The organism is Enterococcus larvae, from assembly GCF_017830045.1.
Taxonomy (GTDB): domain Bacteria; phylum Bacillota; class Bacilli; order Lactobacillales; family Enterococcaceae; genus Enterococcus_L; species Enterococcus_L larvae.
In genome coordinates this window covers 295,208-314,473 of the sequence record NZ_JAEDXU010000002.1, presented here as the reverse complement: position 1 = coordinate 314,473, position 19,266 = coordinate 295,208, and the positions used below count along the sequence as shown (strand labels likewise).

The window sequence follows — 19,266 nt, the reverse complement described above, 5'->3', positions numbered from 1 at the left end:
AAAAACCTCCGCGTAATTAGTTTATCGTGTCATTCTCAGCGGAGAACTTCCGCTGATCAGCAGAAGCTTGGTACATCACATTCACATAACGGTGCGTAGATCATCTGCTTTCCTCCTTTTCCAGAATGCTTTCCCCTTTATATCAGGTATTGACTCATTGTTTTTTATTGATTAAACGTTCGTTTCCCCTTTTGAAATTACCAGTAGTCTTCGCTAAAATCATTTGTTGTTCTTCAAGGGAAGCATTCGCCAACTTTTGAGACAGCGTACGCGCTCTCTGCTCTTTCACGATCATGATTTGTTTATTGTAATAGAAAATAATGATTTTCCCTTCTTTGCTTTCCTGAAAGGTAAACGCTTGATCCTCCACCAGTTTTTTGATCCCCATCTATAACCTCCATCTTACATTATCAGATATAATAACGATAATTTTGTTCAATCACGATCTGCCTTTCGTAATCTGATATCCCCTTTTTTAACGCTTCAAGACTCTCTTCAAAAAGCTCGTTCATTTCATAAGAATACCCTAGAAAAACATTTTCAAGCTGTGCATAAAATTCATTGAAACTATTCTTCTTATTCAATGTTTCCAAATCGTTGTATCCATATTGGCTTAAAACCATATCCACAAATGCCTGATCGAAGCCCTCTTCCTGACTTTGAAGCAGGCAGACAAAATCAATGTCTCTGTCATAAACAGCAATATCGCCAAAATCGATGATTCCACATAGCTTATTTGTTTTTATATCAAAGAAAACATTACTAGCTCCAAAATCATTATGGACCAAACAGTTGGTATCACTAAACTTTGATCCTAAAATAGAGTCGTAAATTGTGTTGATTTTTTCTTTTGACTCCTCTGTTACGGCAGGTAGGACAACTGATTTTATGAAACCAAATTCTTTTAGACACTTCTCCTTTTTATTGATCGTCAGTCCTTCGATCGGACGTCTCAGCTTAATACTATGCAAAGCAGTGAAAAAATCCGCGATTTCTTTCGCTAAAGCAGCACGTGTTTCTTTACTTAAAACTCGAATGATTTCGGGAGTTAGTGCTTCTCCCATAATCCTTTCATATCCTACAAATTCCATCTGCCCTGTCTCTTGTGATTGCCCAAGGTATTTTACCTCAGGCACCTTTATCGGAAGTTGATCTCGGATCTCAAGCAAGACCTGTGCTTCTTTATAAAGATTGCCGGCAGCTATATGATGTCTTGGAAATTTAAAAACAAACTGATCATTCACAAGATAGGCTTCACTATCATAACCGGCATTCAAAAATTGCAGTGACTCAATGTCAAAATCAGAGTAATATTTCTTGATCAGCGCTTCTTTTTCCATTTACCCACCCTCATAACCTTTACTGTGCTCTATCCTATATATATATCAGCTATTCTCTATAAAAAACCATGCATGAGTTTCTTTTGAATCAAGTGTACCACACTCTAGTCATGTGAGAACAGTCATTCTTAGCGTTTGCACATGACTGCAGCTTGCTTCTCTTCCTGTTCTCTAATCAGCTGAATCGGAATCAAGGGTTGGCTTTAAAAGATCGATTTTCTTCGCTTCTCTATAAGCTGGAAATTGCTGCTGAGGTGGATTTTCTCCCAGCTCAATGGCCGACAAGATCGTCTCATCCGCTGACTCGCCAATAAGTTGATACATTTATTTGGTAAATAGGTTTTTGATATGTGAAATAGACGGCTCTTTTTCCTGATCCATTTCACTATGATCAACAGCACTTATCGTAATCATTGAGCTGCTGAAAGCACTTAAAATGATTATCGTTTTCACTTAGCCCCATTTGTTATTCCTTACCTTACTCTGATGCTATACTTGGTTTAACGAGTATAAATGGGGTGTTATTATGAGCAATTTCAAGAAATTTATTAGTACGATTGCTGTAGGAATTATTGCTTTGATTAGTGAGTTTGTCTTTGACCAACCGAAAATCGCCTTCTGGCTGATCGTCCTTGTCGGCGGCATCACAACGGTTTCAATGTTTTTAGGAATGATACAAACATTGAAATCTGGCAAATACGGCATTGATATTCTAGCAATCACTGCAATTATTGCTACTCTTGCAGTAGGCGAATATTGGGCTAGCCTTATGGTCCTTATTATGCTGACTGGCGGAGACAGCCTAGAGGATTATGCTGGAAAGCAGGCAGGTCGGGAGCTGCGTGCTTTGCTTGATAATTCGCCGCAAACTGCTCATCGAGTGTTAACAGACACGATAGAAGATATCCCTGTAAGTGATGCAGCAATCAATGATCTGATCTTAGTCAAGCCGGGAGAACTGGTTCCTGTTGACGGTATTATTATTGATGGCGAATCCTTCGTCGATGAATCTTCACTAACAGGGGAATCTAAGCCAGTAGAAAAAACAATCTCTGATGAACTAATGTCTGGATCAATCAACGGCGATACCGCATTACGATTTAAGGTTACAAAAAAAGCAGCAGACAGCCAGTACCAAACACTTGTTAAGCTAGTCAAGGAGTCTGAGGCAAAGCCCGCTCACTTCGTACGTTTGGCTGACAGATATGCTGTACCATTTACTATCACTGCCTATATTATTGGTGGTTTGGCTTGGTTTTTCTCAAAAGATCCGGTACGTTTCGCAGAGGTTTTAGTTGTTGCTTCTCCTTGTCCCTTGATTTTGGCAGCACCGATTGCCTTAGTTGCCGGTATGAGCCGTTCCAGTCGTAACGGCGTCGTTGTAAAAAGCGGGACGACAATCGAGAAGTTGGCACGAGCTAAGTCTATTGCCTTTGATAAAACCGGAACACTGACAGAAGGGAAGCTATTTGTCGATTTGGTTGAGCCGGCTTCATCACAGCTCACTTCAGAAGAATTACTTCGATTAGCTGCCAGTGCAGAACAGGAATCCTCCCATATCCTCGCTCGTTCCTTAGTCTCATATGCCAAAGATGCTAAGCTCTCCTTTTATCCAGTATCCCATTTGGAGGAGATCACAGGACAAGGGATTCAAGCAATCGTCAACAACCAACTGATCAAGGTCGGGAAAGCACATTTTGCCGATTCTGATACTGCCAAAACTTCTGATCAAACAAGTGTCTGGGTATCTATTGACAAGGTTTATGCAGGAAAAATTACATTTAGAGACAATATCCGTCCTGAATCAAAGGAAACTATTTCAGCATTGAAGAAATTGGGCTTGAAGAAAATCATGATGCTTACAGGAGATCAAGCGGTTGTTGCTGATCAAATTGCTGAGCAGGTGGGGATAACAGAAGTTCATGCCCAATGCTTGCCGAAGGAAAAAATTGCTGTGTTGGAGCAAGCTGTTGCTGCTGATCGCCCAATCATTATGGTTGGTGATGGTGTCAATGATGCTCCTGCCTTAGCTGTAGCAGATATTGGAATCGCAATGGGCGCTCGAGGCTCTACCGCCGCAAGCGAAAGTGCTGATGCCGTTATATTAAAGGATGATCTGACAAAAGTTTCTGAAGCAGTTAAGATTTCGCAGGATACAATGACGATTGCTCGTCAATCTGTATTGATCGGACTATTCATTTGCGTGTTCCTGATGTTGGTTGCCAGCACTGGAATCATTCCTGCACTCCTCGGGGCTGCTCTGCAGGAAATTATTGACACCGTTTCTATCTTATCCGCTTTGCGTGCTCGTCAAGAGAGATGATTCTGCCAAGAATCTACTGGTATAGGAGCACTAACTAAGTGAAGCAAAAAAATGGCTAGGCAATTATTTGCCTCAGCCATTTTTCAATATCAATGCTGTCATATATTTTTATGAAATGAACGTATCATTTCATACTGCTTCGTCGTTTGCTTGAAGCCCAACTGTTTTAAGAAATCTTTCATTCCTTGACAGCGATCATCAACATTGATGATGCTTATTGCTGATGCTTTTGTATGTTTGGCTAAAGCTGAAACTATACTGCTGCCTATACCTTTCCTTCTATACTGATCATGTACAGCAATTTGAGGAATATCGCCTGTTTCTTGATCGATCAGCCCGTAACCAACGATTTCCTCTTCATTGGAAATCGTCATACAGATGAATGCATCAGATACAGCAAGAATAGAAGCAATAGAATTTTGCCAGGAAGGAAGAAAGTCCCAAAACCCGCTCAACACTCCCCAATCAAGTGAAGCTGGTTCATCAACGACATCATTCGAATGCACAGAGGGTTTTCTGACTTGTCCATTTTTATCCAGCTTGAATACAGAAAAGCTTCTTGTTATTTCAAATCCCTGTTTTTTGTATAAAGCAGCAGCTGCACGATTTTCCTGTAAAACCTCCAGCAAGTATTGTTCGACCTCTTCTTTTTCCAAGGCGACCAACACCTCGGCAAACATATTCTTGGTAACTCCTAACCTTCTACCGGAGGGAACAACCCCTGTCATAAGATCATAAGCTGTTCGTCTTCCCTGCCATTCTCGTAAACCATTGATCATCATCCCTATCATTTGTTGGGAATCAGCATCACTGAATGCGCCCACTGATACACTGTTGTCCATTCCTCTTCTTTGCAGCATTTTTCTGTATTCTTCAAAAGACAAATCCATTTTGACCGCATAATCTGAAAATGCAGCTAAAAAGGTTTGATATAGCTGATGAAGGTCTGCATTCTCAAGTGTTTTACATGTATACTCCATGATAGACCTCCCAATTCTTGAACGAGCTGAGCCGCTTGTTCTTATCCCAGAAATTCAAGCTACTTTCAGACATAATGATCATTTATCGATATTGTTGAAATGCGTAGTGATGATTTTTCTGATTTCAAGCATATTTTCTCCCAAATAATCCGCTTCTGACTGATCAATATTCATTCGTATCTCTCTATAAGCGATGGTCTGTATGCCTGCTCTTTTAGCCGCTTTTATTCCGTGACTGGAATCTTCGATTGCTAAAGAACGCTCAGGTGATACGCCAAGCTTTGTCAAAGTATTTCGATAAATTTCAGGATTTGGTTTACTCTCCTTAACAAACTCTCCACTATAGATAACATCAAAATAGCTTGCAATTCCACAAGCCTCTAATACTTCTAAGATATGCTCATACTCCGAAGAAGAAGCCACTGCTAACAATCGTCCTTCTTGCTTCGCTTCCTCTAGAATCGCTTTTATATCGCTTCTGAACAACTCTTGGTAATCAAGCGCTTGATATCTTTCAGCATTAAATACTTGAAACTTCTCCTTTAATGACTCCAGCGAGTGCTCCTGATAAATAAAAGTCTGCATAGTTCTGTACAAATCATCATAAGACCTACCTATCAAAGAGCTGTAGTCTATCTGTTCATCCTTGCTTACTCCACCATTCTCCTGTGCAATAAACTCCTTTTGAATCCTATAATCTAGAAATTCAGTATCAACGATCACACCATCCATATCAAAGATAATTGCTTGTCTGCTCATGTTTTTCCTCCTAATCTTCCGTCAATCAAATTACCTGTTTCTATTTAACTGCAGTAAAGGTAATTAGTGACGCTGCAGCATTTTCTCCATAGCCGACTTCATGAGTGACTGAAGAGAATCCATTTGCCTTAAGCAGCGAGATAAACTCATCGATCCCATACCAATAAAGGACAAAATTTGAAACCTCTGTCTGCTCTACATAACCCTTTCGGACCAAGTCGTAACGATGGATATAGGATGTCTTTTGCTTCTGCCAATCCATGCTTTGCGCTGTACTTGTGAAAAGTATCCCGACCTCATCATCTATTGGGTATTCATTGACAATTACCTCTTTTTCTATGAACCAAGATGGTAGTTCAAGATCAATAATTACTCTCCCGCCCTTCTCTAGATGCTTATAGAAGGATTGAAGGATTTCGTTCACCTTTGCTCTTGGTAGGAGGCAAAAGCTGCCTGTAGGCATAATGATTGCCTCGTAATTGCTTTCAAGCTGTAACTCAGTCAGATCGCCTTGATAAATTTTTCCAGTTACCCCTGCCTTCTTGAGATTTATTCTGCACTGCTCCAGCATTTCCTCTGAGAGATCTACGCCTTCTATCTGCAATCCCTTTTGAATAAATGGAATCAGCATTCTCCCAGTACCAACACCAGCTTCTAATATTTTTCCTTTTGTATTCTTCAGCTGCTTAAAGTAATACTCTAGATCCCCATCCATTGAATGCCCGACCGGCTTAGTTAATTCATACATTTTTGTACTCAATGCACCATACTCAACAAACATATTTATTCTCCTATTTTCTGATTTCAGTTTTGTTTCACTTTCTCGATTACTTCTTAGACCTGTTACTTGTTATTCTACCATGAAATAGCATGGGGCATCGATCCATTTCAAGGGAACAATCGCTAAAGCTTTCCTTAAGTTACTCTTTTTACAGTTTAAAAAAATTTTTTGTTTTCTCTTGCCTTGAAGTGTACTTCAGGGTTTATGATAACTATATAGAAAAAACGAAAGGATGAAGAATATGGCGAAAATACTCTATTTGATGAGACACGGCGAGACACTTTTCAATCAGCAGAAAAAAATCCAAGGCTGGTCTGACTCTCCACTTACCGAAAAAGGTAGAAAGCAAGCAGAAATTGCCGGAAATTACTTTAGAGAAAATCATATTCAGCTGGAACATGCTTTTTCCTCTACATCAGAACGAGCCTGTGATACCTTAGAATTGGTTACTGATTTAGAGTATAGAAGAGTCAAAGGCTTGAAGGAATGGAATTTTGGGACAATGGAAGCTGAACATGAATACTTGAATCCCCCACTCCCTTATGGTGACTTTTTTGTCAGCTATGGCGGCGAAGAAGAGCAAGCCTTCAAAAAACGTGTGTCGGATACTCTGCTGCAGCTTATGCAAAGCGTTTCCGGTAGTACTGTGTTGGCTGTCTCACATGGCGCTTCCTGTAGGCAATTCATGAGAAACTGGAGTCACACAAGTGACGTGGATCAAAAAGAACGGATTGGTAATTGCTGTATTTTAAAGTTTGCCTTTGATCACAACACATTCAAACTATTGGACGTCATCAACCATGACTTTTCCAATCTTGAATAGCGTTCCTTGCCCCACAAACAGTTAGTGAAAAGGAGAGTGAATCCATGAATATCAAACAAGTTGCTGAAATGTTCGATCTAACGGTTGATACGATTCGATATTATGAACGCGTAGGTGTCATTCCACCGATCGAACGAGATAAAAATGGGTATCGAGTTTTCAAAAAAAGAGACTTGAACTGGGTTTTCCTGGCAAAAAGCTTGCGTAATGCTGGTTTATCAATCGAATCACTGATTGAATTTGCGGCTCTTTCACAATTGGAAGATGATAAACGATTGGCGCAAAAGGATATCTTGAAGGACCAGCTAAAAGAATTAAACGAGAAAATTACAGAAATGGTACAAGTTCGAGATCTGCTTGAATACAAAATCGAAACATATGATGATCATATAGCCAAATTCCGAAACGGAAATATAACTGATGATGAAATCGAAGAATTATGGAAAATGAAACATATAAAAAAAGAAAAATAATTTGGAGGAGATTCAATATGAAAACAATTACTATGAATAACGGTGTAGAAATCCCTGTATTAGGTTTCGGTACTTTTCAAATCACTGATCCAAAGGAAGCTGAACAGGCAGTAAAAGATGCCATTCAAGCGGGCTATCGTCATATTGATACCGCTCAGTCTTATATGAATGAAGAAGCGGTCGGCAGAGGCATTGCAGCATCCGGTGTTCTACAAGAAGAGCTGTTCGTTACAACAAAAATTTGGGTAGAAAACGTTTCTTATACTGGTGTCAAAGAATCTTTTCAGCGTTCCCTTGAGCGTCTAGGTCTTGAGTATATCGACTTGCTTTTGATCCACCAGCCATATAACGATGTCTATGGTGCTTGGCGGGCGATGGAAGAGCTTCTAGCAGAAAAGAAGGTACGATCAATTGGAATCTCTAATTTTGCCGTTGATCGTGCAGTCGACTTGGCTGAATTCAACAACATCACTCCGCAAATGAATCAAATAGAAATCAATCCTTTTAATCAACAGACTGAGGTTATTCAGGCGCTGAAGGAAGAAGGTATTGTTCCAGAAGCATGGGCACCATTTGCTGAGGGAAAAAACAATATTTTCAGCAACGATGTATTAACTGCAATCGGCAAGAAATATAATAAAACAGTTGCGCAAGTCATCCTACGCTGGCTGATCGAACAGGAAATCGTTGTTCTGGCTAAGTCTGTTAAGCCTGAACGTATGGCAGAAAATCTGGCTATCTTCGACTTTGCGCTTACAGAAGATGATAAACAGGCCATTGCTGGTCTGAATCAAGGCGAAAGTCAGTTCTTCTCCCACGCAGACCCTAATATGATCCGTTGGATGGCTGAAAGAAAAATGGATGTGTAACAAAAAGGCTGAGCTGTAGGAATCACAGCTCAGCCTTTTTGTTCCTCTTATGCAGTGAAGAATCAGTCTAGCTCTTCAACTGAATGCCCCGGATATTTATCCCAATAGGCTTGATACGTCCAATCACTACCGTCAAAATTCAACTGATACATTCTAAAAATGACCGGAATATCTTTAGGCTGCCACTGTTCTTCATAAGAATATCGGTAAGTCATCCCCAGCTTTTTCATTATCTCTCCACTTGCACTGTTCTTGCGATCGTGGGTTGCTGTCACATATTTCCAGTCGCTTTCTCTTAAAAAATCGATCACTGCAGCAGCAGCCTCAGTGATAATCCCTTGATTCCAGAACGCCTTTCTCAAGCCATAGCCAAAATCACGGCTCTCATCGCCGCTCACTACGACATACCCAATAGGCAGATCCTCTTCTTTACGGCAAACAGCAAAATAAAAGCCATCTTCTGTCTCGTATTTTTTCAAAATTCTCTGATTGTAAAAAGCAATCGCCTGTTCATGATTTTCAACTGGGAACCAAGGCAGATACGTATTGACCTCCTTATCAGATAAAATCTGATAAAGTGCATTCATATCCTCCTCAGATGAACGAAATCTTCTGAGGAGCAATCGTTTTGTTTCTATCATTTTATTCCTCCTATTTGCTTTTAGTATTCAAATACTCAGTAGAAAAAAGGGGCAGTTCAACAAAAGAAATCAGCAAGCTCAAGATAGCCTTTACTCTTTAAATACTTGCTCGGTACATCCTTTAAAGGCAACAAGCTCTGATAATCAACTACTCCGCCCTCTTCAAATGCTTTGGTGTATCGTTCCTCCAATTGTTTCATCCGTTTTAGGGCTTTAAAAATACTTTCCACTGAGCCTGTATCAAAGGTGCTCAGCAATATCGCCTGCTCACTATCTGAAAGATGGTCCAAGAGCTTTGTATACTTCTTTCCATAATTTTTAGCATAACCATACTTCTGTGCTATTGTCCATGTCATAAGAAGGATCAGCTCCTCTCTGGTCAATTTTAAATAAAATTGTGCCAGTAAAAGCTCACCTCGCAGCGTTGCTTTCAAGGTATTGTTGAATTCCCACCAAAATTCCTTTATTGATTGTTCATAAGCGCTTTGCGTCGGCTGCTTCAACCAATAATCTGAATCACTCGGAGTAGGCATACTTGTGACCCGTCCTTCTTTATCTCCAATAATCTGAGTCAAGCTATCCTCTTTAAGATATGCATCCAGCTTATCTACCATTCGAAATTGTATATCGATTCTGGTACCATCTATATATTGAACAAGATAGATATACCCCTCATTTTCAGGAAATAACGGATCGGAGGCATCGATTTCCGGCTCTGTAAATAAGAGAATCTCACCAAAATCACTTAAGAAGGTGGAGTCATTTTTATACTTGAGCACTTCATCCGTAAAAAAGACAACGTCATAATCCTTGAAATGATCCAGTGGAATGTTCTTGTTTGTTCTGGAGCCGTTCATCCCGAAAACCTTCAAATCGCTGTTTTCTTCAAAAAATGCTGTGAGCTGTTCCATTGTCTCATCCTGCATGCGCCTCTCTCCCTTTTCCATATTTATTCCCCCAAAGATTTGACCATGATCAAGTCAGTCTGTTCATCATCTCCCATGAAGAAGGAGTGCTTACTAAACTGAACAAATCCCATTTTTTCATAGAAATTCAATGCCGGTTCATTTTCTTCCCAGACACCAAGCCAGATGTTTTTCTTATTTTGCGCCTTGGCCTTTTCAATAGCTGTCTCAATCAACTGATTCCCCAATCCTTTTCGCTTGAATGACGGAAGAATGTAGATCCGTTCAACCTCTAGCGCTGATTCCGCAACTGACTCTGTTTGAGCGTCACCAACATTCAGCTTTAGGTATCCTGCCAGCTGCTCATCAAAATAAATAAAATAGAAGCTCGTTCCTTCATTACCCATTTCTTCAGCTAATCCCTCTAATGTAAAAGCACTATTTAAGTAAGCAGCCATATTCTCTGCTGTATTTTGGGCACCAAAGGTATCTGTGTATGTCTCAATACTGATTTCCTGCAGCATCTTTATGTCTGCTGATGTTCCTTTTTTGATCATGGTTTTCATTTTCTAACTTCCTTCCTTAATAGGTTCGTCTATGGCCTTTCTTTACCTGCTCCCAATCGCCCTCAATATTGTCTTTGACCCTCTTCAACAATCGAGAGATCTCCAGCTGCTCTTCATCACTAAAGCCCTCTAGTGCTTTACTGTTGGAGTAGCTGTTTTCTTGAAGAATATAGACAGCTGCGTTATTTCCTTTAGCGGTTGGAAACAATCGTTTGATTTTTTTATTCTGCTCATCAGGTTTCTTTTCGATAAATTGGTTAGCTTCCAGCTTTTTAATGGCTCTCGCGGTCGTTGTTCGGTCTACTTTGATCAATTCTGCCAGCTTATCTTGAATGATTCCCGGGTTTTCAAAAATCCTTACAAGATAAAGGTACTGTCCTCTTGTAAGTTTCAGCTCTTTAAACTCTATATTAGCAATAGAATCCAATACTCGACTGATTATTCCAATATCTCGAAGAATATCCATCTCTTCCGCCCTCCCTTGTCATTTGTTAAAATTATCTTACAACTTTTTAGTTGCAAATGCAACATAAATTTGTTGTTTCCAGTTTTTAGTTTACATAATAATATTATAGTAACTTAAAAGAGGATACAGAATCATTTTTACATGACCTGTATCCTCTTTTCTTTCCTAAATTATAGGTTCGTCATTGTTTGACTATCTTTTCAGCTGTGAGTATGGGATAAATGCCGCAGGCTCATCCGTTTGTGTCAGCTGTTTTTGCATCCAAACAACATCATACCATGTCTCAAACTTATAACCGATTTTTTCAAAAACACCAACATATCTATACCCCATATTTTCGTGAAAACGAATGCTGTGTTCATTTTGTCCAGTGATACAAGCAGTCAAGCTTACCACATTCTGTGCCCCCAGTTCCTTTTCAAGTGCCTGGTAAAGCAACTTACCGGCACCCATCCCCTGCGCTTTCTTAGAGACATATACCGTGACCTCCACCGCCCAGTCATAGGCTGTTCTTGCCTTATACTCATGGGCATAAGCATACCCAATGATTCGCCCACCATCATCCTCAGCTACAAGGTAGGGATAATTTGTTAAAGTGTCTATGATTCTCCCTCGAAACTCTTCCAAAGATGGCACAAGGTATTCAAACGTGATTGGTGTATCTAGTACATAGGGCTCATATATCTCGTGTAATGCCTCTGTATCTTTCTCCGTTGCTGTTCTAATTGTTATCATCTGAATCCCCCCGAAACCTTCATTTTTGATTATATTAATGATGGATTAGTACATCCGATATCCATCTTAAAGCTATTCTAAACCAGAAGAGTTGGATAACAGTCCTTAATCGAACCAGTTTATAACCTGTTGCCTTTCTGCTTCTGTCAGTTCAGCTAATGGAATGAGTGAACCATCATATTTTATTGTGTAGAAAAGAATATAGTCTGCTGTGATTTCTGTCAAATCAATATCTGATTTTCTGATTGTTTTCGTTCTTGCTTCTGAAGCAATAGTTACTTCTTCATCGAAAAAAATTGCTTCGATCGGAACCACTCCCAAGGCATCACCTTCAAAATAGATTTTGATCATATCTTTTTTTGCTTTTGAGCGATACCTTTTCCAATAAATTTTTGCAGCATTCATCCATAACAATACAAATATTATAACAGCGAGTAACGCTATAGCTGCTGTCCATTTTAAAGAGCTTGTCAATACAAACACCAGCAAAGGGTAAAGAATGACGAGCAATAAAAAGGACAAGCGAGTCCATCGTCGAATACTATCCACAATACTAGGATTTTTATTACTCAAAAAAATTTTTTCCTGATAAATCAAATTATCTTCAACAGTCAATGGGTATACTAACCTAAACATTTCATCCATACTTAATCCCGTCCCTTTTCTTATTCAAAAAAATTATTCCAGTCAATCATCTGATTCTTGTTTCTTATGTAGAATAACCGTTTTGCTTTCCTTTACAACATAGTTTTTTTATCGTTTTTTTGAAACCTGCCTCTTGAAATAAATTATACCAAATATAGTAAGCTTCTTTGATAAAATTTTTAGCTATTTTCCATTTTTGATTCTCTTGACTGTAAACAGCTAAAGCGCCGGATAATCGGATATATGCTATAATTAAGTAATGAACCAGAATGGAGATGAGCACAATGAGTATGGGTGATAAGCGCTGGTCAGTTGGAAAAAATGACATTGACAGAGACAATCGACTATTGAGCCGAGATCCTAATCTTTCTTCCTATGTCCCCTCTGATGACTCTACAGGTTCAAATTATTCGAAAAGAAATGTTCGCAGGAAAATATTCGCCGTTTTAGGTGCGTTGGGTACCTTCTTGATCTTCTATTTTGGAGGACAAATGCTGCCGATAAAATTATATGATAATCTCTGGTTTTTACTGATTTCACTACTGATGAGCTTTATTGTTTACAGATTTGCAGCAGTAAAAAGAAGAATATAAAATGATCGCCTTTACCGAAATTACTCGGCAAAGGCGATTTCTATTTACACCACAGTTAATTTTGCATGCATTACTTTAGACTAAACGAATCATTTTTATCCGCAATCCATTGTGTCACATTTCTACTCAAATCATCTGCAATAGTAAAGCCGTTCTTTGCTTTGATTTTCTCCGTCAAATCAGAAAACAGCTTGATTGATTTTTCTAGTGCTGTCCAACTATCTGCTAAATCGAAATGACCAAAGATATCAAATAGGGCTTCATAAACATCCGGCTCTGCCCAATCATGAATAAATCTGCCGCCATGCCACGTGTCATACTCTTCGCCATGTACGGACAGCTCGTACCACTCAATCATTTGAAGAATAATATTTTTATAGTCCATATCTCTAGCTTTAGCTGCCCAGCTTTCTTCTCGTAGAAGCTGCTTACTGATATACATTGTCACAAACCAGAACATTTGATTCACTTCACTAAAGGTTGCTTCATTCAAGGGCAATTTTTCAGGTAAAACATCTTCTTGAGGCAATAGCTTAGCTGCCTCTCCTGTATTGTCTAAAATTAGGCAGGCACCTCGTTTGAACAGCCATGGAACAGTCCCGGAAGCCAATTCCTTCTCGTATTCTTGGGCACTTTTCGTTACAAGATCCACTTGATAGCCTCCATCAAAAAGCGTCAGTCGTTCCATATCATTGCCCAATGTTTTCGTTGCAAACGAACTCCATATTTCACCAAATTGTTGAAGAAATTCAGAAGTGTTCAAATAGTACTCGGGTGTGTCCGTATATAGTAAAACATCCAAATCAGACCACTGATCAGCTGGATGTTTCTTTCTAGCTCGCGAGCCGATAATATAAGCTGCTTTTATATCTTCTCTCTCTTTACCAACTGCTGCAAAATGCTCAATAAAATCATGATAAAAATCCTGTGTATTCGTCATCTAATCCCTCCTTTATTATTTTCAGTATATCATTTCCAATTGGAAATGAAACGTTTACTTTTTTTGGTAAATCCCTAGATAAATGAAAAGTACCCATTCCGTATCAAGGAACAGGTACTTTTTCCATCTATTTTTTTTGTAGAGACAAAATTTGAATAATTGTCTTCATAACACTGTCATCTTCATTGGTCCGAATAATATAGTTTGCGGCTTCTTTCGTTTCTTCAAAGCCATCTCTCATGGCAAAGCTGAAGGCCCCGCGTTCCATCAATTCAACATCATTCAAACCATCACCAAAAACCATTGTTTCTTCGAAATCGATTGCCAGCATTTCCTGAAGTTTTTCTACTGTTGTTCCTTTGTGAACATTCAGGTTTGAAATATCGATCCATGCTGCTTCAGAAGCAACGATGTATGCCGAATCAAAAAACTCAGCAAGCTTCTCTCTTGTTTTAAAGCATTGCAGCTTTTTATCATAAATCGTGATTTTAACGAAATCTTCTTTGATCTCATTCAAATCATCCACTTGAATCACCTTTGCATAAGAGCCTTTTACAATTTTCAGTTCGTCATCACTAATTGATTTCTTAACGATAGCTGCTGTTGGTGTACAGGCAATGATTGTATACTCTTTACTGATCTCTTCTAACTTCTTGATAATACGCAAGCCTAACTCATTTGGCAGCAATGACTGGTAGACATACTCGCCGTTATGCTTGATCCTTGTTGCACTGTCCCCCAGAATCCAGAGATCCTTCGCATCTTCCGGACCAAACAGCTCCTCGATCCGTTCACACTGCTTCCCTGTACATGGAGCAAAGACTACACCTGTTTCCTTCAGCAGCTGCTTCAGTTCCTTGAAAAGGGGACGATTAAAATCCCCCTCTCGATTGAGAAAAGTACCATCCATATCAGATAAAATCAATTTGATCATGCTCTTATTCCTCCTGCTAATATCATTTTTTATTTCCTTATATCAATGTATTGAAGTAAATAGATTCCTTCATTGCCAGCCATTGGATTCCCTTGAAAACACTCATATCAAAGGAATCTGTGACTATGATTGCCGGTCTGTTTGGTTGTCGAAGAAAAACGTCCTTTTTGTTCAGCAGCTCTGTCAGCTGATTTTCGGTAAGCTCATTTTCTGCTTTAAAGATTATGATTGCATGAGGTGCAACAACACCATTGTATAAAAGAATCATCTCAAGCAGATTCGTCGTATATTTCTCAAAGCTGAGAGCCGATGTATCCTCTTGATCCATAAACATCGGAAGATACTTTCCCTCTCCTGCCAAACCACGATTCCCCAGAAGTAAGTAATTATTCATAAATACTGAAATCCCCGGCATACTTTTTTCGGGATAATAAATTCCTGTGATCAAGTGCGGCTTCGGCAATCCATGCTCAATGCAGTAACCGACAGTAGCCAAATTCGCATCATTTTGAACATGCACCGGTATCGGAACATACTCATTCAATTTTTCCTTAAAGTTCCAGCCATTCATCTTATCGTACCAACTGGAGGTCACAATATCCCCATCCATTTTCCCAGGAAAGGAAATGCCAATAGCCAGAATCGTAGAAAATCGATCGTAGATTGTTTTACTTAGCTTCGCTAAGTCGCCCAATTCTACAGAAGCAAACGGAATTCTTTCATCGTAACAGGAAATCCCCTTCAAATTGATGACCTTAGCCACTATTTCCAATTGACGATCTCTTGCTTGGATAGATAACAATAAATAGTGTTGATGGTTGTAATTGAAATAATAATTGGTTGCCGGACGTCCCATCTCCTGTTGTACTTGGGCACCCTCCAAAAATACCTCAGACTCTACAAGTTCCTTTACCAAGGCATTCGATGTTACTACACTGATGCTTGCAGCTTCAGCCAGCTCTGCCTTTGTTGCAATTTCATTTTGATAAAGAAATGTTTTCATCTTCTTTAAGTTTTCTTCTTTTATCAAATGTTTCCTTGTGATAGTCAAGATACCTCCTCCTTCCGCACTTAATTAACTCACTTATTTAAGTCGTTTAATTAAGTATATAAAAAAATAAACACTTTGTAAATGCTTTTCTGAAAAATAAACAAACATCAGCGAATAATATCAGTTAAGAATAAACTTATCATTTGATTTGATTCTTGTTTTTTTGGGGTAAAACTTGCTCTGATGGATTGATTCAAGTATGACAACACCCTTATTCTTCTTTGCCATTTTTCCATAAATAACGCTCCTCATTTTTAATACCCACCTTCAATGTAATTAATTTCTTTCAAAAAACTATTGCAATCGTCATAAATGTAAGTTATATTATTATTACATTAAGAAATAAGGAGGTTACTCAAATGTCATTCATTTTTGGTGCTATCGATTTTGTAATTAATGCAATTATGACTGTTGTTGGCTTCTTCTTCTAATTCGAGGAAGATACATCATCTGAGGTCTTCTCTTGTGAGAAGACCTTTTCAATTTCCTTTATCCCCACCCTATACCTACTCTTTTACTGTTTTGAAATTTTCCATTCTTTACTAGTCAGCTTAGTAAAATGCTCATCACGGTATTCTTTGAGCAATGGAACAAATAGCTGCTTTTCCGTTCGTTCATAGGCAAAGCCTACTTTTTCCTGCACTCGTTTAGATTGGTCGTTCCCTTCATAATAGCCACACCAAACATTATCTACAGACAATTCCTCAAAGCAATAAGTCAGCAATCGATTCACGGCTTCCGGAATATAGCCATTCCCCCAAAATGGAACACCCAGACAAAAGCCGATTTCTGCATCATTTTCATTCATAAATGGAAATCGCTTTTCGCCCTTATTCAACATGATACCTATGCTGCCTATCGCTCGTTCCGGCTCATCTTTTAGTGTAACAGCAAAGGTCAGTTCGTTCATCAACACAGTTCTAATTATTTCTTTACTATTCTCAATACTTGTGTGGGGAGGCCATCCGGTAATTGGACCAACCCGCTCATCCTTTGCATACTCAAATAATGCTTGCGCATCGCTTTCTTTCCATTCTCTTAAAATCAGACGTTTCGTTTCAAGCATGTTCATTACCCCTTTCATGAGTAAAGATCATTTTTCCATGACTTGTTTCTGCATTGTTTTCATAGCTGTCAAACATTTTTAGCGACGTTCCTCTATTTAAGAAAAACCTGAAGATCTCTTTAAGATCTCAGGTCTAATAATAGAATTACTCCCTTATCATATATGGTTACTCCTATAGTTCTTCCCAGGTGCTGCTCATCCGTTTTGTCTCGTTTGAATAATCATAGTATGCTGGCTTTTTATCATAGAATACCTGTAAGCCAAAGTTTGCCTCCTTGATAATATCAGGGAACAGCTCAGCATTCATACAATAATGATCTCTTTCAAGATGATGCCAGAACAAGTATGTCCCACAGGTTGAACAAAACACCCGCTCTACCTCCGGACTAGATTGATAATAAGTAACCGAGGCTTCATCAAGCGCTAATTCAACATTATCACTTGTCTCAGGATCAACAGCCATTACTGGTCCCGCTGACATTTTTCGACACATATCACAATGACAGCTGTAAACAAAATTTCCATATTCCTTGATCGCTAAATGATTCCTCCCGCATAAACAGGTTCCTTGAATATTTTTCATAAGTCACTCTCCTCTTTTTCATTCATTGCTATTTTCCCCGCTTTCTTATTTTTCCAAAACTCGTTTTCCCCGTGCTAATAGTGTTTTTAATTCTTTTTGATTAAATTTTTTCTGGTTCTCAGGAACCTTGATCAACAGCTCCGGATGTCTTCTTAAAAACGCCAAGTTTGCCTGTTCCTTTTTTTCAGCAGTTAGCGGGCACGAACCTGTTTGAACATAAATCATCACTTCATAGGCATCCCGATCTGACCTCATTGATTTTTCTACCAGCTCTGCTGAAATCGGATAGCTTACCTCTTCGCCAAAAGCTCCAACAAGCCAATTGATCTGATACTCCTCTGCCTTCTTCAAGATAATAAACCCTTGCCCACGATAATAGCAGTCAAAATCATCTTGCTTTGATCTTCCTGTCATAAAGCTTTCCTCCTCATATACGATATTTTATTCATTTGAGTAAGCCCGCAAAGCTTCATGCTTATTGAATCAAGAGTTAAACCTCGGCAGCATAGACTCTGCTTTTTTCGCCCCATGGATGATAGCCGTCCCCGATGTATACAAAGCCTTGTTTTTCATAGAATCCAATATGATCTGTACACAAATACAAGTGCTTGAAGCCTGCTGCTTTCGTATCTTCCTTTACTTTTTCTATCAGCAAGCGGCTCAAGCCTTTCCCTCGAACCTCTTCGTCAATATATAAAGCACACAACCACGGATACAAATCCATCCTGCTGATGAAATCATTTGTGATCAAGCCCGCGCAGCCTAGAATTCGCTCATGATCCATCAACAGGTACCATTGAGGTAAAGAGCCGGCAGCAGCCCCATAATGGGTAATTGCGTCCTCATAAACCTTGTTTGACTCTTCACTTCCCCATTGTTTCTGAAAATAGTCGATAGCCATTGCCTGATAATCAGGATTTTCCCGTATTGAAATGATTTCCATTATTGATTGTCCTCCATTTCCATATTTATACTCAAAAATCCTGAAAGAGAAAAACTCCATCAGGATTTTTGAACTCTATTTTAAAAATTTCTTGATTGTACAGTATTGCGGTCATACTAAATTGTTGAAACACTTGATAGCAAATAGTACTATGAAATCTTCCGTCAGGGCTTGAGCCATAAAACACTCTCAAACTCTTTTCGTTTTAAAGCTAGAATAAACGGTGGATTAGAAGCAACTTCTTTCGCAATCACTCATCGGAAACCTTCATTTGCTTGTATTCACTTCTTAGAAGACCATATTTCACCGAATCAAAATATTTCCCCTGTGTGAAACGAACTTTTCTAATCTGTGCTTCCTTTACCATACCGATTTTTTCTCCAATATGCATCATGCCTATGTTTCCAGACCAGGTAGTAAAACCTACTCGCTGAATATCCGGATAGAGAGTAAATAGATAGGGTATCCACAAGGATGCAGCCTCACTGCCAATCCCTTTCCCCCAATAATCATGATCATAAATAACAACACCAAACTCCAGCCAATTATTGATTGGTTTATCTTCCCAATAAGCAAAAACCTGACCAATCATTGTGCCTTCATAGTGAATCAGCGCAGTCATTTCTGAATTCACCTCTGACAATGTTTTCTCTTTAAATTCTTCCCACGAATAAATCGGATTATTGAAGTATGGACCGTTCCACTTCATCCACTCCAATTTCTCTTGATAGGATAGATGCCACAACGGATAGATATCCTCTTTACTTATAGCTTTAATGATGATTCTTTTATCGTCTGTTTTTAAGTGGATCATTATCCTATTCTCCTTCTCATAACTGCCGCAGAATAA

At 39.0% G+C, this 19,266-nt stretch carries 26 protein-coding genes; 5 read left to right on the top strand and 21 right to left on the bottom strand.

Annotated elements, in window-relative coordinates:
* Positions 1 to 154 precede the first annotated feature (154 nt).
* The 3 genes from I6N96_RS05605 to I6N96_RS19870 all read right to left on the bottom strand — a co-directional run bounded on the left by I6N96_RS05605 (position 155) and on the right by I6N96_RS19870 (position 1,793).
* Positions 155 to 388: a hypothetical protein gene (locus tag I6N96_RS05605; RefSeq protein WP_209556533.1), complete on the bottom strand. Its 234-nt coding sequence runs from the start codon at positions 386 to 388 to the stop codon at positions 155 to 157.
* Between the two features lie 22 nt (positions 389 to 410).
* Positions 411 to 1,340, bottom strand: coding sequence for a phosphotransferase family protein (locus tag I6N96_RS05600; protein WP_209556532.1), 930 nt, complete (start codon positions 1,338 to 1,340; stop codon positions 411 to 413).
* Between the two features lie 324 nt (positions 1,341 to 1,664).
* Positions 1,665 to 1,793, bottom strand: coding sequence for a hypothetical protein (locus tag I6N96_RS19870; RefSeq protein ID WP_283811162.1), 129 nt, complete (start codon positions 1,791 to 1,793; stop codon positions 1,665 to 1,667).
* 73 nt (positions 1,794 to 1,866) lie between these two features.
* On the opposite strand from I6N96_RS19870, the gene I6N96_RS05595 reads away from it, so the two are divergent.
* Positions 1,867 to 3,663 (top strand): heavy metal translocating P-type ATPase, encoded by a 1,797-nt coding sequence (locus I6N96_RS05595; RefSeq protein ID WP_209556531.1) that lies wholly within the window; start codon positions 1,867 to 1,869, stop codon positions 3,661 to 3,663.
* Positions 3,664 to 3,761: 98 nt separating this feature from the next.
* Here I6N96_RS05595 and I6N96_RS05590 read toward each other — a convergent pair whose 3' ends face one another.
* The 3 genes from I6N96_RS05590 to I6N96_RS05580 all read right to left on the bottom strand — a co-directional run bounded on the left by I6N96_RS05590 (position 3,762) and on the right by I6N96_RS05580 (position 6,183).
* Complete coding sequence (locus tag I6N96_RS05590; RefSeq protein ID WP_209556530.1) at positions 3,762 to 4,643, bottom strand: GNAT family N-acetyltransferase; 882 nt, start codon at positions 4,641 to 4,643, stop codon at positions 3,762 to 3,764.
* 78 nt (positions 4,644 to 4,721) lie between these two features.
* The gene (locus tag I6N96_RS05585; RefSeq protein ID WP_209556529.1) at positions 4,722 to 5,402 is read right to left on the bottom strand and encodes an HAD family hydrolase; all 681 of its coding nucleotides are present in this window, start codon (positions 5,400 to 5,402) and stop codon (positions 4,722 to 4,724) included.
* A gap of 40 nt (positions 5,403 to 5,442) precedes the next feature.
* On the bottom strand, positions 5,443 to 6,183 hold the full coding sequence (locus I6N96_RS05580; RefSeq protein WP_209556528.1) for a class I SAM-dependent methyltransferase: 741 nt from the start codon (positions 6,181 to 6,183) through the stop codon (positions 5,443 to 5,445).
* Positions 6,184 to 6,424: 241 nt separating this feature from the next.
* Between I6N96_RS05580 and I6N96_RS05575 the strand changes: the two genes are divergently transcribed.
* From I6N96_RS05575 to I6N96_RS05565, 3 genes are read left to right on the top strand one after another with little or no spacing between them, the layout of a single operon-like run.
* The gene (locus tag I6N96_RS05575) at positions 6,425 to 7,006 is read left to right on the top strand and encodes a histidine phosphatase family protein (protein WP_209556527.1); all 582 of its coding nucleotides are present in this window, start codon (positions 6,425 to 6,427) and stop codon (positions 7,004 to 7,006) included.
* Between the two features lie 44 nt (positions 7,007 to 7,050).
* The gene (locus I6N96_RS05570; protein ID WP_209556526.1) at positions 7,051 to 7,479 is read left to right on the top strand and encodes a MerR family transcriptional regulator; all 429 of its coding nucleotides are present in this window, start codon (positions 7,051 to 7,053) and stop codon (positions 7,477 to 7,479) included.
* Positions 7,480 to 7,496: 17 nt separating this feature from the next.
* A complete protein-coding gene (locus I6N96_RS05565; RefSeq protein WP_209556525.1) occupies positions 7,497 to 8,348 on the top strand; it encodes an aldo/keto reductase in 852 nt (283 codons plus the stop codon).
* Positions 8,349 to 8,410: 62 nt separating this feature from the next.
* Here I6N96_RS05565 and I6N96_RS05560 read toward each other — a convergent pair whose 3' ends face one another.
* From I6N96_RS05560 to I6N96_RS05535, 6 genes are all read right to left on the bottom strand, one after another.
* Positions 8,411 to 8,989 carry a GNAT family N-acetyltransferase gene (locus I6N96_RS05560; RefSeq protein WP_209556524.1) on the bottom strand — a complete coding sequence of 193 codons (579 nt, stop codon included), beginning with the start codon at positions 8,987 to 8,989 and terminating at the stop codon, positions 8,411 to 8,413.
* A gap of 56 nt (positions 8,990 to 9,045) precedes the next feature.
* Positions 9,046 to 9,936 carry an aminoglycoside 6-adenylyltransferase gene (locus tag I6N96_RS05555; RefSeq protein WP_209556523.1) on the bottom strand — a complete coding sequence of 297 codons (891 nt, stop codon included), beginning with the start codon at positions 9,934 to 9,936 and terminating at the stop codon, positions 9,046 to 9,048.
* A 2-nt stretch (positions 9,937 to 9,938) separates the two neighbouring features.
* Entirely contained in the window at positions 9,939 to 10,460 is a 522-nt protein-coding gene (locus I6N96_RS05550) for a GNAT family N-acetyltransferase (RefSeq protein ID WP_209556522.1), read from the bottom strand.
* 16 nt (positions 10,461 to 10,476) lie between these two features.
* Positions 10,477 to 10,926 (bottom strand): MarR family winged helix-turn-helix transcriptional regulator, encoded by a 450-nt coding sequence (locus I6N96_RS05545; protein WP_209556521.1) that lies wholly within the window; start codon positions 10,924 to 10,926, stop codon positions 10,477 to 10,479.
* Between the two features lie 192 nt (positions 10,927 to 11,118).
* Complete coding sequence (locus tag I6N96_RS05540) at positions 11,119 to 11,661, bottom strand: GNAT family N-acetyltransferase (protein ID WP_209556520.1); 543 nt, start codon at positions 11,659 to 11,661, stop codon at positions 11,119 to 11,121.
* Between the two features lie 105 nt (positions 11,662 to 11,766).
* Positions 11,767 to 12,306, bottom strand: a complete 540-nt coding sequence (locus I6N96_RS05535) for a hypothetical protein (RefSeq protein WP_209556519.1) — start codon at positions 12,304 to 12,306, stop codon at positions 11,767 to 11,769.
* A 284-nt stretch (positions 12,307 to 12,590) separates the two neighbouring features.
* Between I6N96_RS05535 and I6N96_RS05530 the strand changes: the two genes are divergently transcribed.
* On the top strand, positions 12,591 to 12,899 hold the full coding sequence (locus I6N96_RS05530) for a hypothetical protein (protein ID WP_209556518.1): 309 nt from the start codon (positions 12,591 to 12,593) through the stop codon (positions 12,897 to 12,899).
* 70 nt (positions 12,900 to 12,969) lie between these two features.
* Here I6N96_RS05530 and I6N96_RS05525 read toward each other — a convergent pair whose 3' ends face one another.
* From I6N96_RS05525 to I6N96_RS05490, 9 genes are all read right to left on the bottom strand, one after another.
* Positions 12,970 to 13,839 (bottom strand): aminoglycoside 6-adenylyltransferase, encoded by an 870-nt coding sequence (locus tag I6N96_RS05525; protein WP_209556517.1) that lies wholly within the window; start codon positions 13,837 to 13,839, stop codon positions 12,970 to 12,972.
* A 127-nt stretch (positions 13,840 to 13,966) separates the two neighbouring features.
* Entirely contained in the window at positions 13,967 to 14,773 is an 807-nt protein-coding gene (locus tag I6N96_RS05520) for an HAD-IIB family hydrolase (RefSeq protein ID WP_209556516.1), read from the bottom strand.
* 37 nt (positions 14,774 to 14,810) lie between these two features.
* Positions 14,811 to 15,824 carry an ROK family protein gene (locus tag I6N96_RS05515; protein WP_209556515.1) on the bottom strand — a complete coding sequence of 338 codons (1,014 nt, stop codon included), beginning with the start codon at positions 15,822 to 15,824 and terminating at the stop codon, positions 14,811 to 14,813.
* A 107-nt stretch (positions 15,825 to 15,931) separates the two neighbouring features.
* Positions 15,932 to 16,060, bottom strand: a complete 129-nt coding sequence (locus tag I6N96_RS19865) for a hypothetical protein (protein WP_283811161.1) — start codon at positions 16,058 to 16,060, stop codon at positions 15,932 to 15,934.
* A 278-nt stretch (positions 16,061 to 16,338) separates the two neighbouring features.
* Positions 16,339 to 16,890 (bottom strand): GNAT family N-acetyltransferase, encoded by a 552-nt coding sequence (locus tag I6N96_RS05510; protein ID WP_245186849.1) that lies wholly within the window; start codon positions 16,888 to 16,890, stop codon positions 16,339 to 16,341.
* A 172-nt stretch (positions 16,891 to 17,062) separates the two neighbouring features.
* A complete protein-coding gene (locus I6N96_RS05505; protein ID WP_209556513.1) occupies positions 17,063 to 17,473 on the bottom strand; it encodes a GFA family protein in 411 nt (136 codons plus the stop codon).
* A gap of 45 nt (positions 17,474 to 17,518) precedes the next feature.
* Positions 17,519 to 17,887 (bottom strand): hypothetical protein, encoded by a 369-nt coding sequence (locus I6N96_RS05500; protein ID WP_209556512.1) that lies wholly within the window; start codon positions 17,885 to 17,887, stop codon positions 17,519 to 17,521.
* Between the two features lie 76 nt (positions 17,888 to 17,963).
* On the bottom strand, positions 17,964 to 18,416 hold the full coding sequence (locus I6N96_RS05495; protein ID WP_209556511.1) for a GNAT family N-acetyltransferase: 453 nt from the start codon (positions 18,414 to 18,416) through the stop codon (positions 17,964 to 17,966).
* Positions 18,417 to 18,666: 250 nt separating this feature from the next.
* Positions 18,667 to 19,230 (bottom strand): GNAT family N-acetyltransferase, encoded by a 564-nt coding sequence (locus I6N96_RS05490; protein ID WP_209556510.1) that lies wholly within the window; start codon positions 19,228 to 19,230, stop codon positions 18,667 to 18,669.
* Between the last annotated feature and the right edge of the window lie 36 nt (positions 19,231 to 19,266).

Coding starts and splice junctions, on each gene's coding strand:
- I6N96_RS05605 (WP_209556533.1), bottom strand. CDS start 388: ATGGGGATCAAAAAACTGGTGGAGGATCAAGCGTTTACCTTTCAGGAA.
- I6N96_RS05600 (WP_209556532.1), bottom strand. CDS start 1,340: ATGGAAAAAGAAGCGCTGATCAAGAAATATTACTCTGATTTTGACATT.
- I6N96_RS05595 (WP_209556531.1), top strand. CDS start 1,867: ATGAGCAATTTCAAGAAATTTATTAGTACGATTGCTGTAGGAATTATT.
- I6N96_RS05590 (WP_209556530.1), bottom strand. CDS start 4,643: ATGGAGTATACATGTAAAACACTTGAGAATGCAGACCTTCATCAGCTA.
- I6N96_RS05585 (WP_209556529.1), bottom strand. CDS start 5,402: ATGAGCAGACAAGCAATTATCTTTGATATGGATGGTGTGATCGTTGAT.
- I6N96_RS05580 (WP_209556528.1), bottom strand. CDS start 6,183: ATGTTTGTTGAGTATGGTGCATTGAGTACAAAAATGTATGAATTAACT.
- I6N96_RS05575 (WP_209556527.1), top strand. CDS start 6,425: ATGGCGAAAATACTCTATTTGATGAGACACGGCGAGACACTTTTCAAT.
- I6N96_RS05570 (WP_209556526.1), top strand. CDS start 7,051: ATGAATATCAAACAAGTTGCTGAAATGTTCGATCTAACGGTTGATACG.
- I6N96_RS05565 (WP_209556525.1), top strand. CDS start 7,497: ATGAAAACAATTACTATGAATAACGGTGTAGAAATCCCTGTATTAGGT.
- I6N96_RS05560 (WP_209556524.1), bottom strand. CDS start 8,989: ATGATAGAAACAAAACGATTGCTCCTCAGAAGATTTCGTTCATCTGAG.
- I6N96_RS05555 (WP_209556523.1), bottom strand. CDS start 9,936: ATGGAAAAGGGAGAGAGGCGCATGCAGGATGAGACAATGGAACAGCTC.
- I6N96_RS05550 (WP_209556522.1), bottom strand. CDS start 10,460: ATGAAAACCATGATCAAAAAAGGAACATCAGCAGACATAAAGATGCTG.
- I6N96_RS05545 (WP_209556521.1), bottom strand. CDS start 10,926: ATGGATATTCTTCGAGATATTGGAATAATCAGTCGAGTATTGGATTCT.
- I6N96_RS05540 (WP_209556520.1), bottom strand. CDS start 11,661: ATGATAACAATTAGAACAGCAACGGAGAAAGATACAGAGGCATTACAC.
- I6N96_RS05535 (WP_209556519.1), bottom strand. CDS start 12,306: ATGGATGAAATGTTTAGGTTAGTATACCCATTGACTGTTGAAGATAAT.
- I6N96_RS05530 (WP_209556518.1), top strand. CDS start 12,591: ATGAGTATGGGTGATAAGCGCTGGTCAGTTGGAAAAAATGACATTGAC.
- I6N96_RS05525 (WP_209556517.1), bottom strand. CDS start 13,839: ATGACGAATACACAGGATTTTTATCATGATTTTATTGAGCATTTTGCA.
- I6N96_RS05520 (WP_209556516.1), bottom strand. CDS start 14,773: ATGATCAAATTGATTTTATCTGATATGGATGGTACTTTTCTCAATCGA.
- I6N96_RS19865 (WP_283811161.1), bottom strand. CDS start 16,060: ATGGAAAAATGGCAAAGAAGAATAAGGGTGTTGTCATACTTGAATCAA.
- I6N96_RS05510 (WP_245186849.1), bottom strand. CDS start 16,890: ATGCTTGAAACGAAACGTCTGATTTTAAGAGAATGGAAAGAAAGCGAT.
- I6N96_RS05505 (WP_209556513.1), bottom strand. CDS start 17,473: ATGAAAAATATTCAAGGAACCTGTTTATGCGGGAGGAATCATTTAGCG.
- I6N96_RS05500 (WP_209556512.1), bottom strand. CDS start 17,887: ATGACAGGAAGATCAAAGCAAGATGATTTTGACTGCTATTATCGTGGG.
- I6N96_RS05495 (WP_209556511.1), bottom strand. CDS start 18,416: ATGGAAATCATTTCAATACGGGAAAATCCTGATTATCAGGCAATGGCT.
- I6N96_RS05490 (WP_209556510.1), bottom strand. CDS start 19,230: ATGATCCACTTAAAAACAGACGATAAAAGAATCATCATTAAAGCTATA.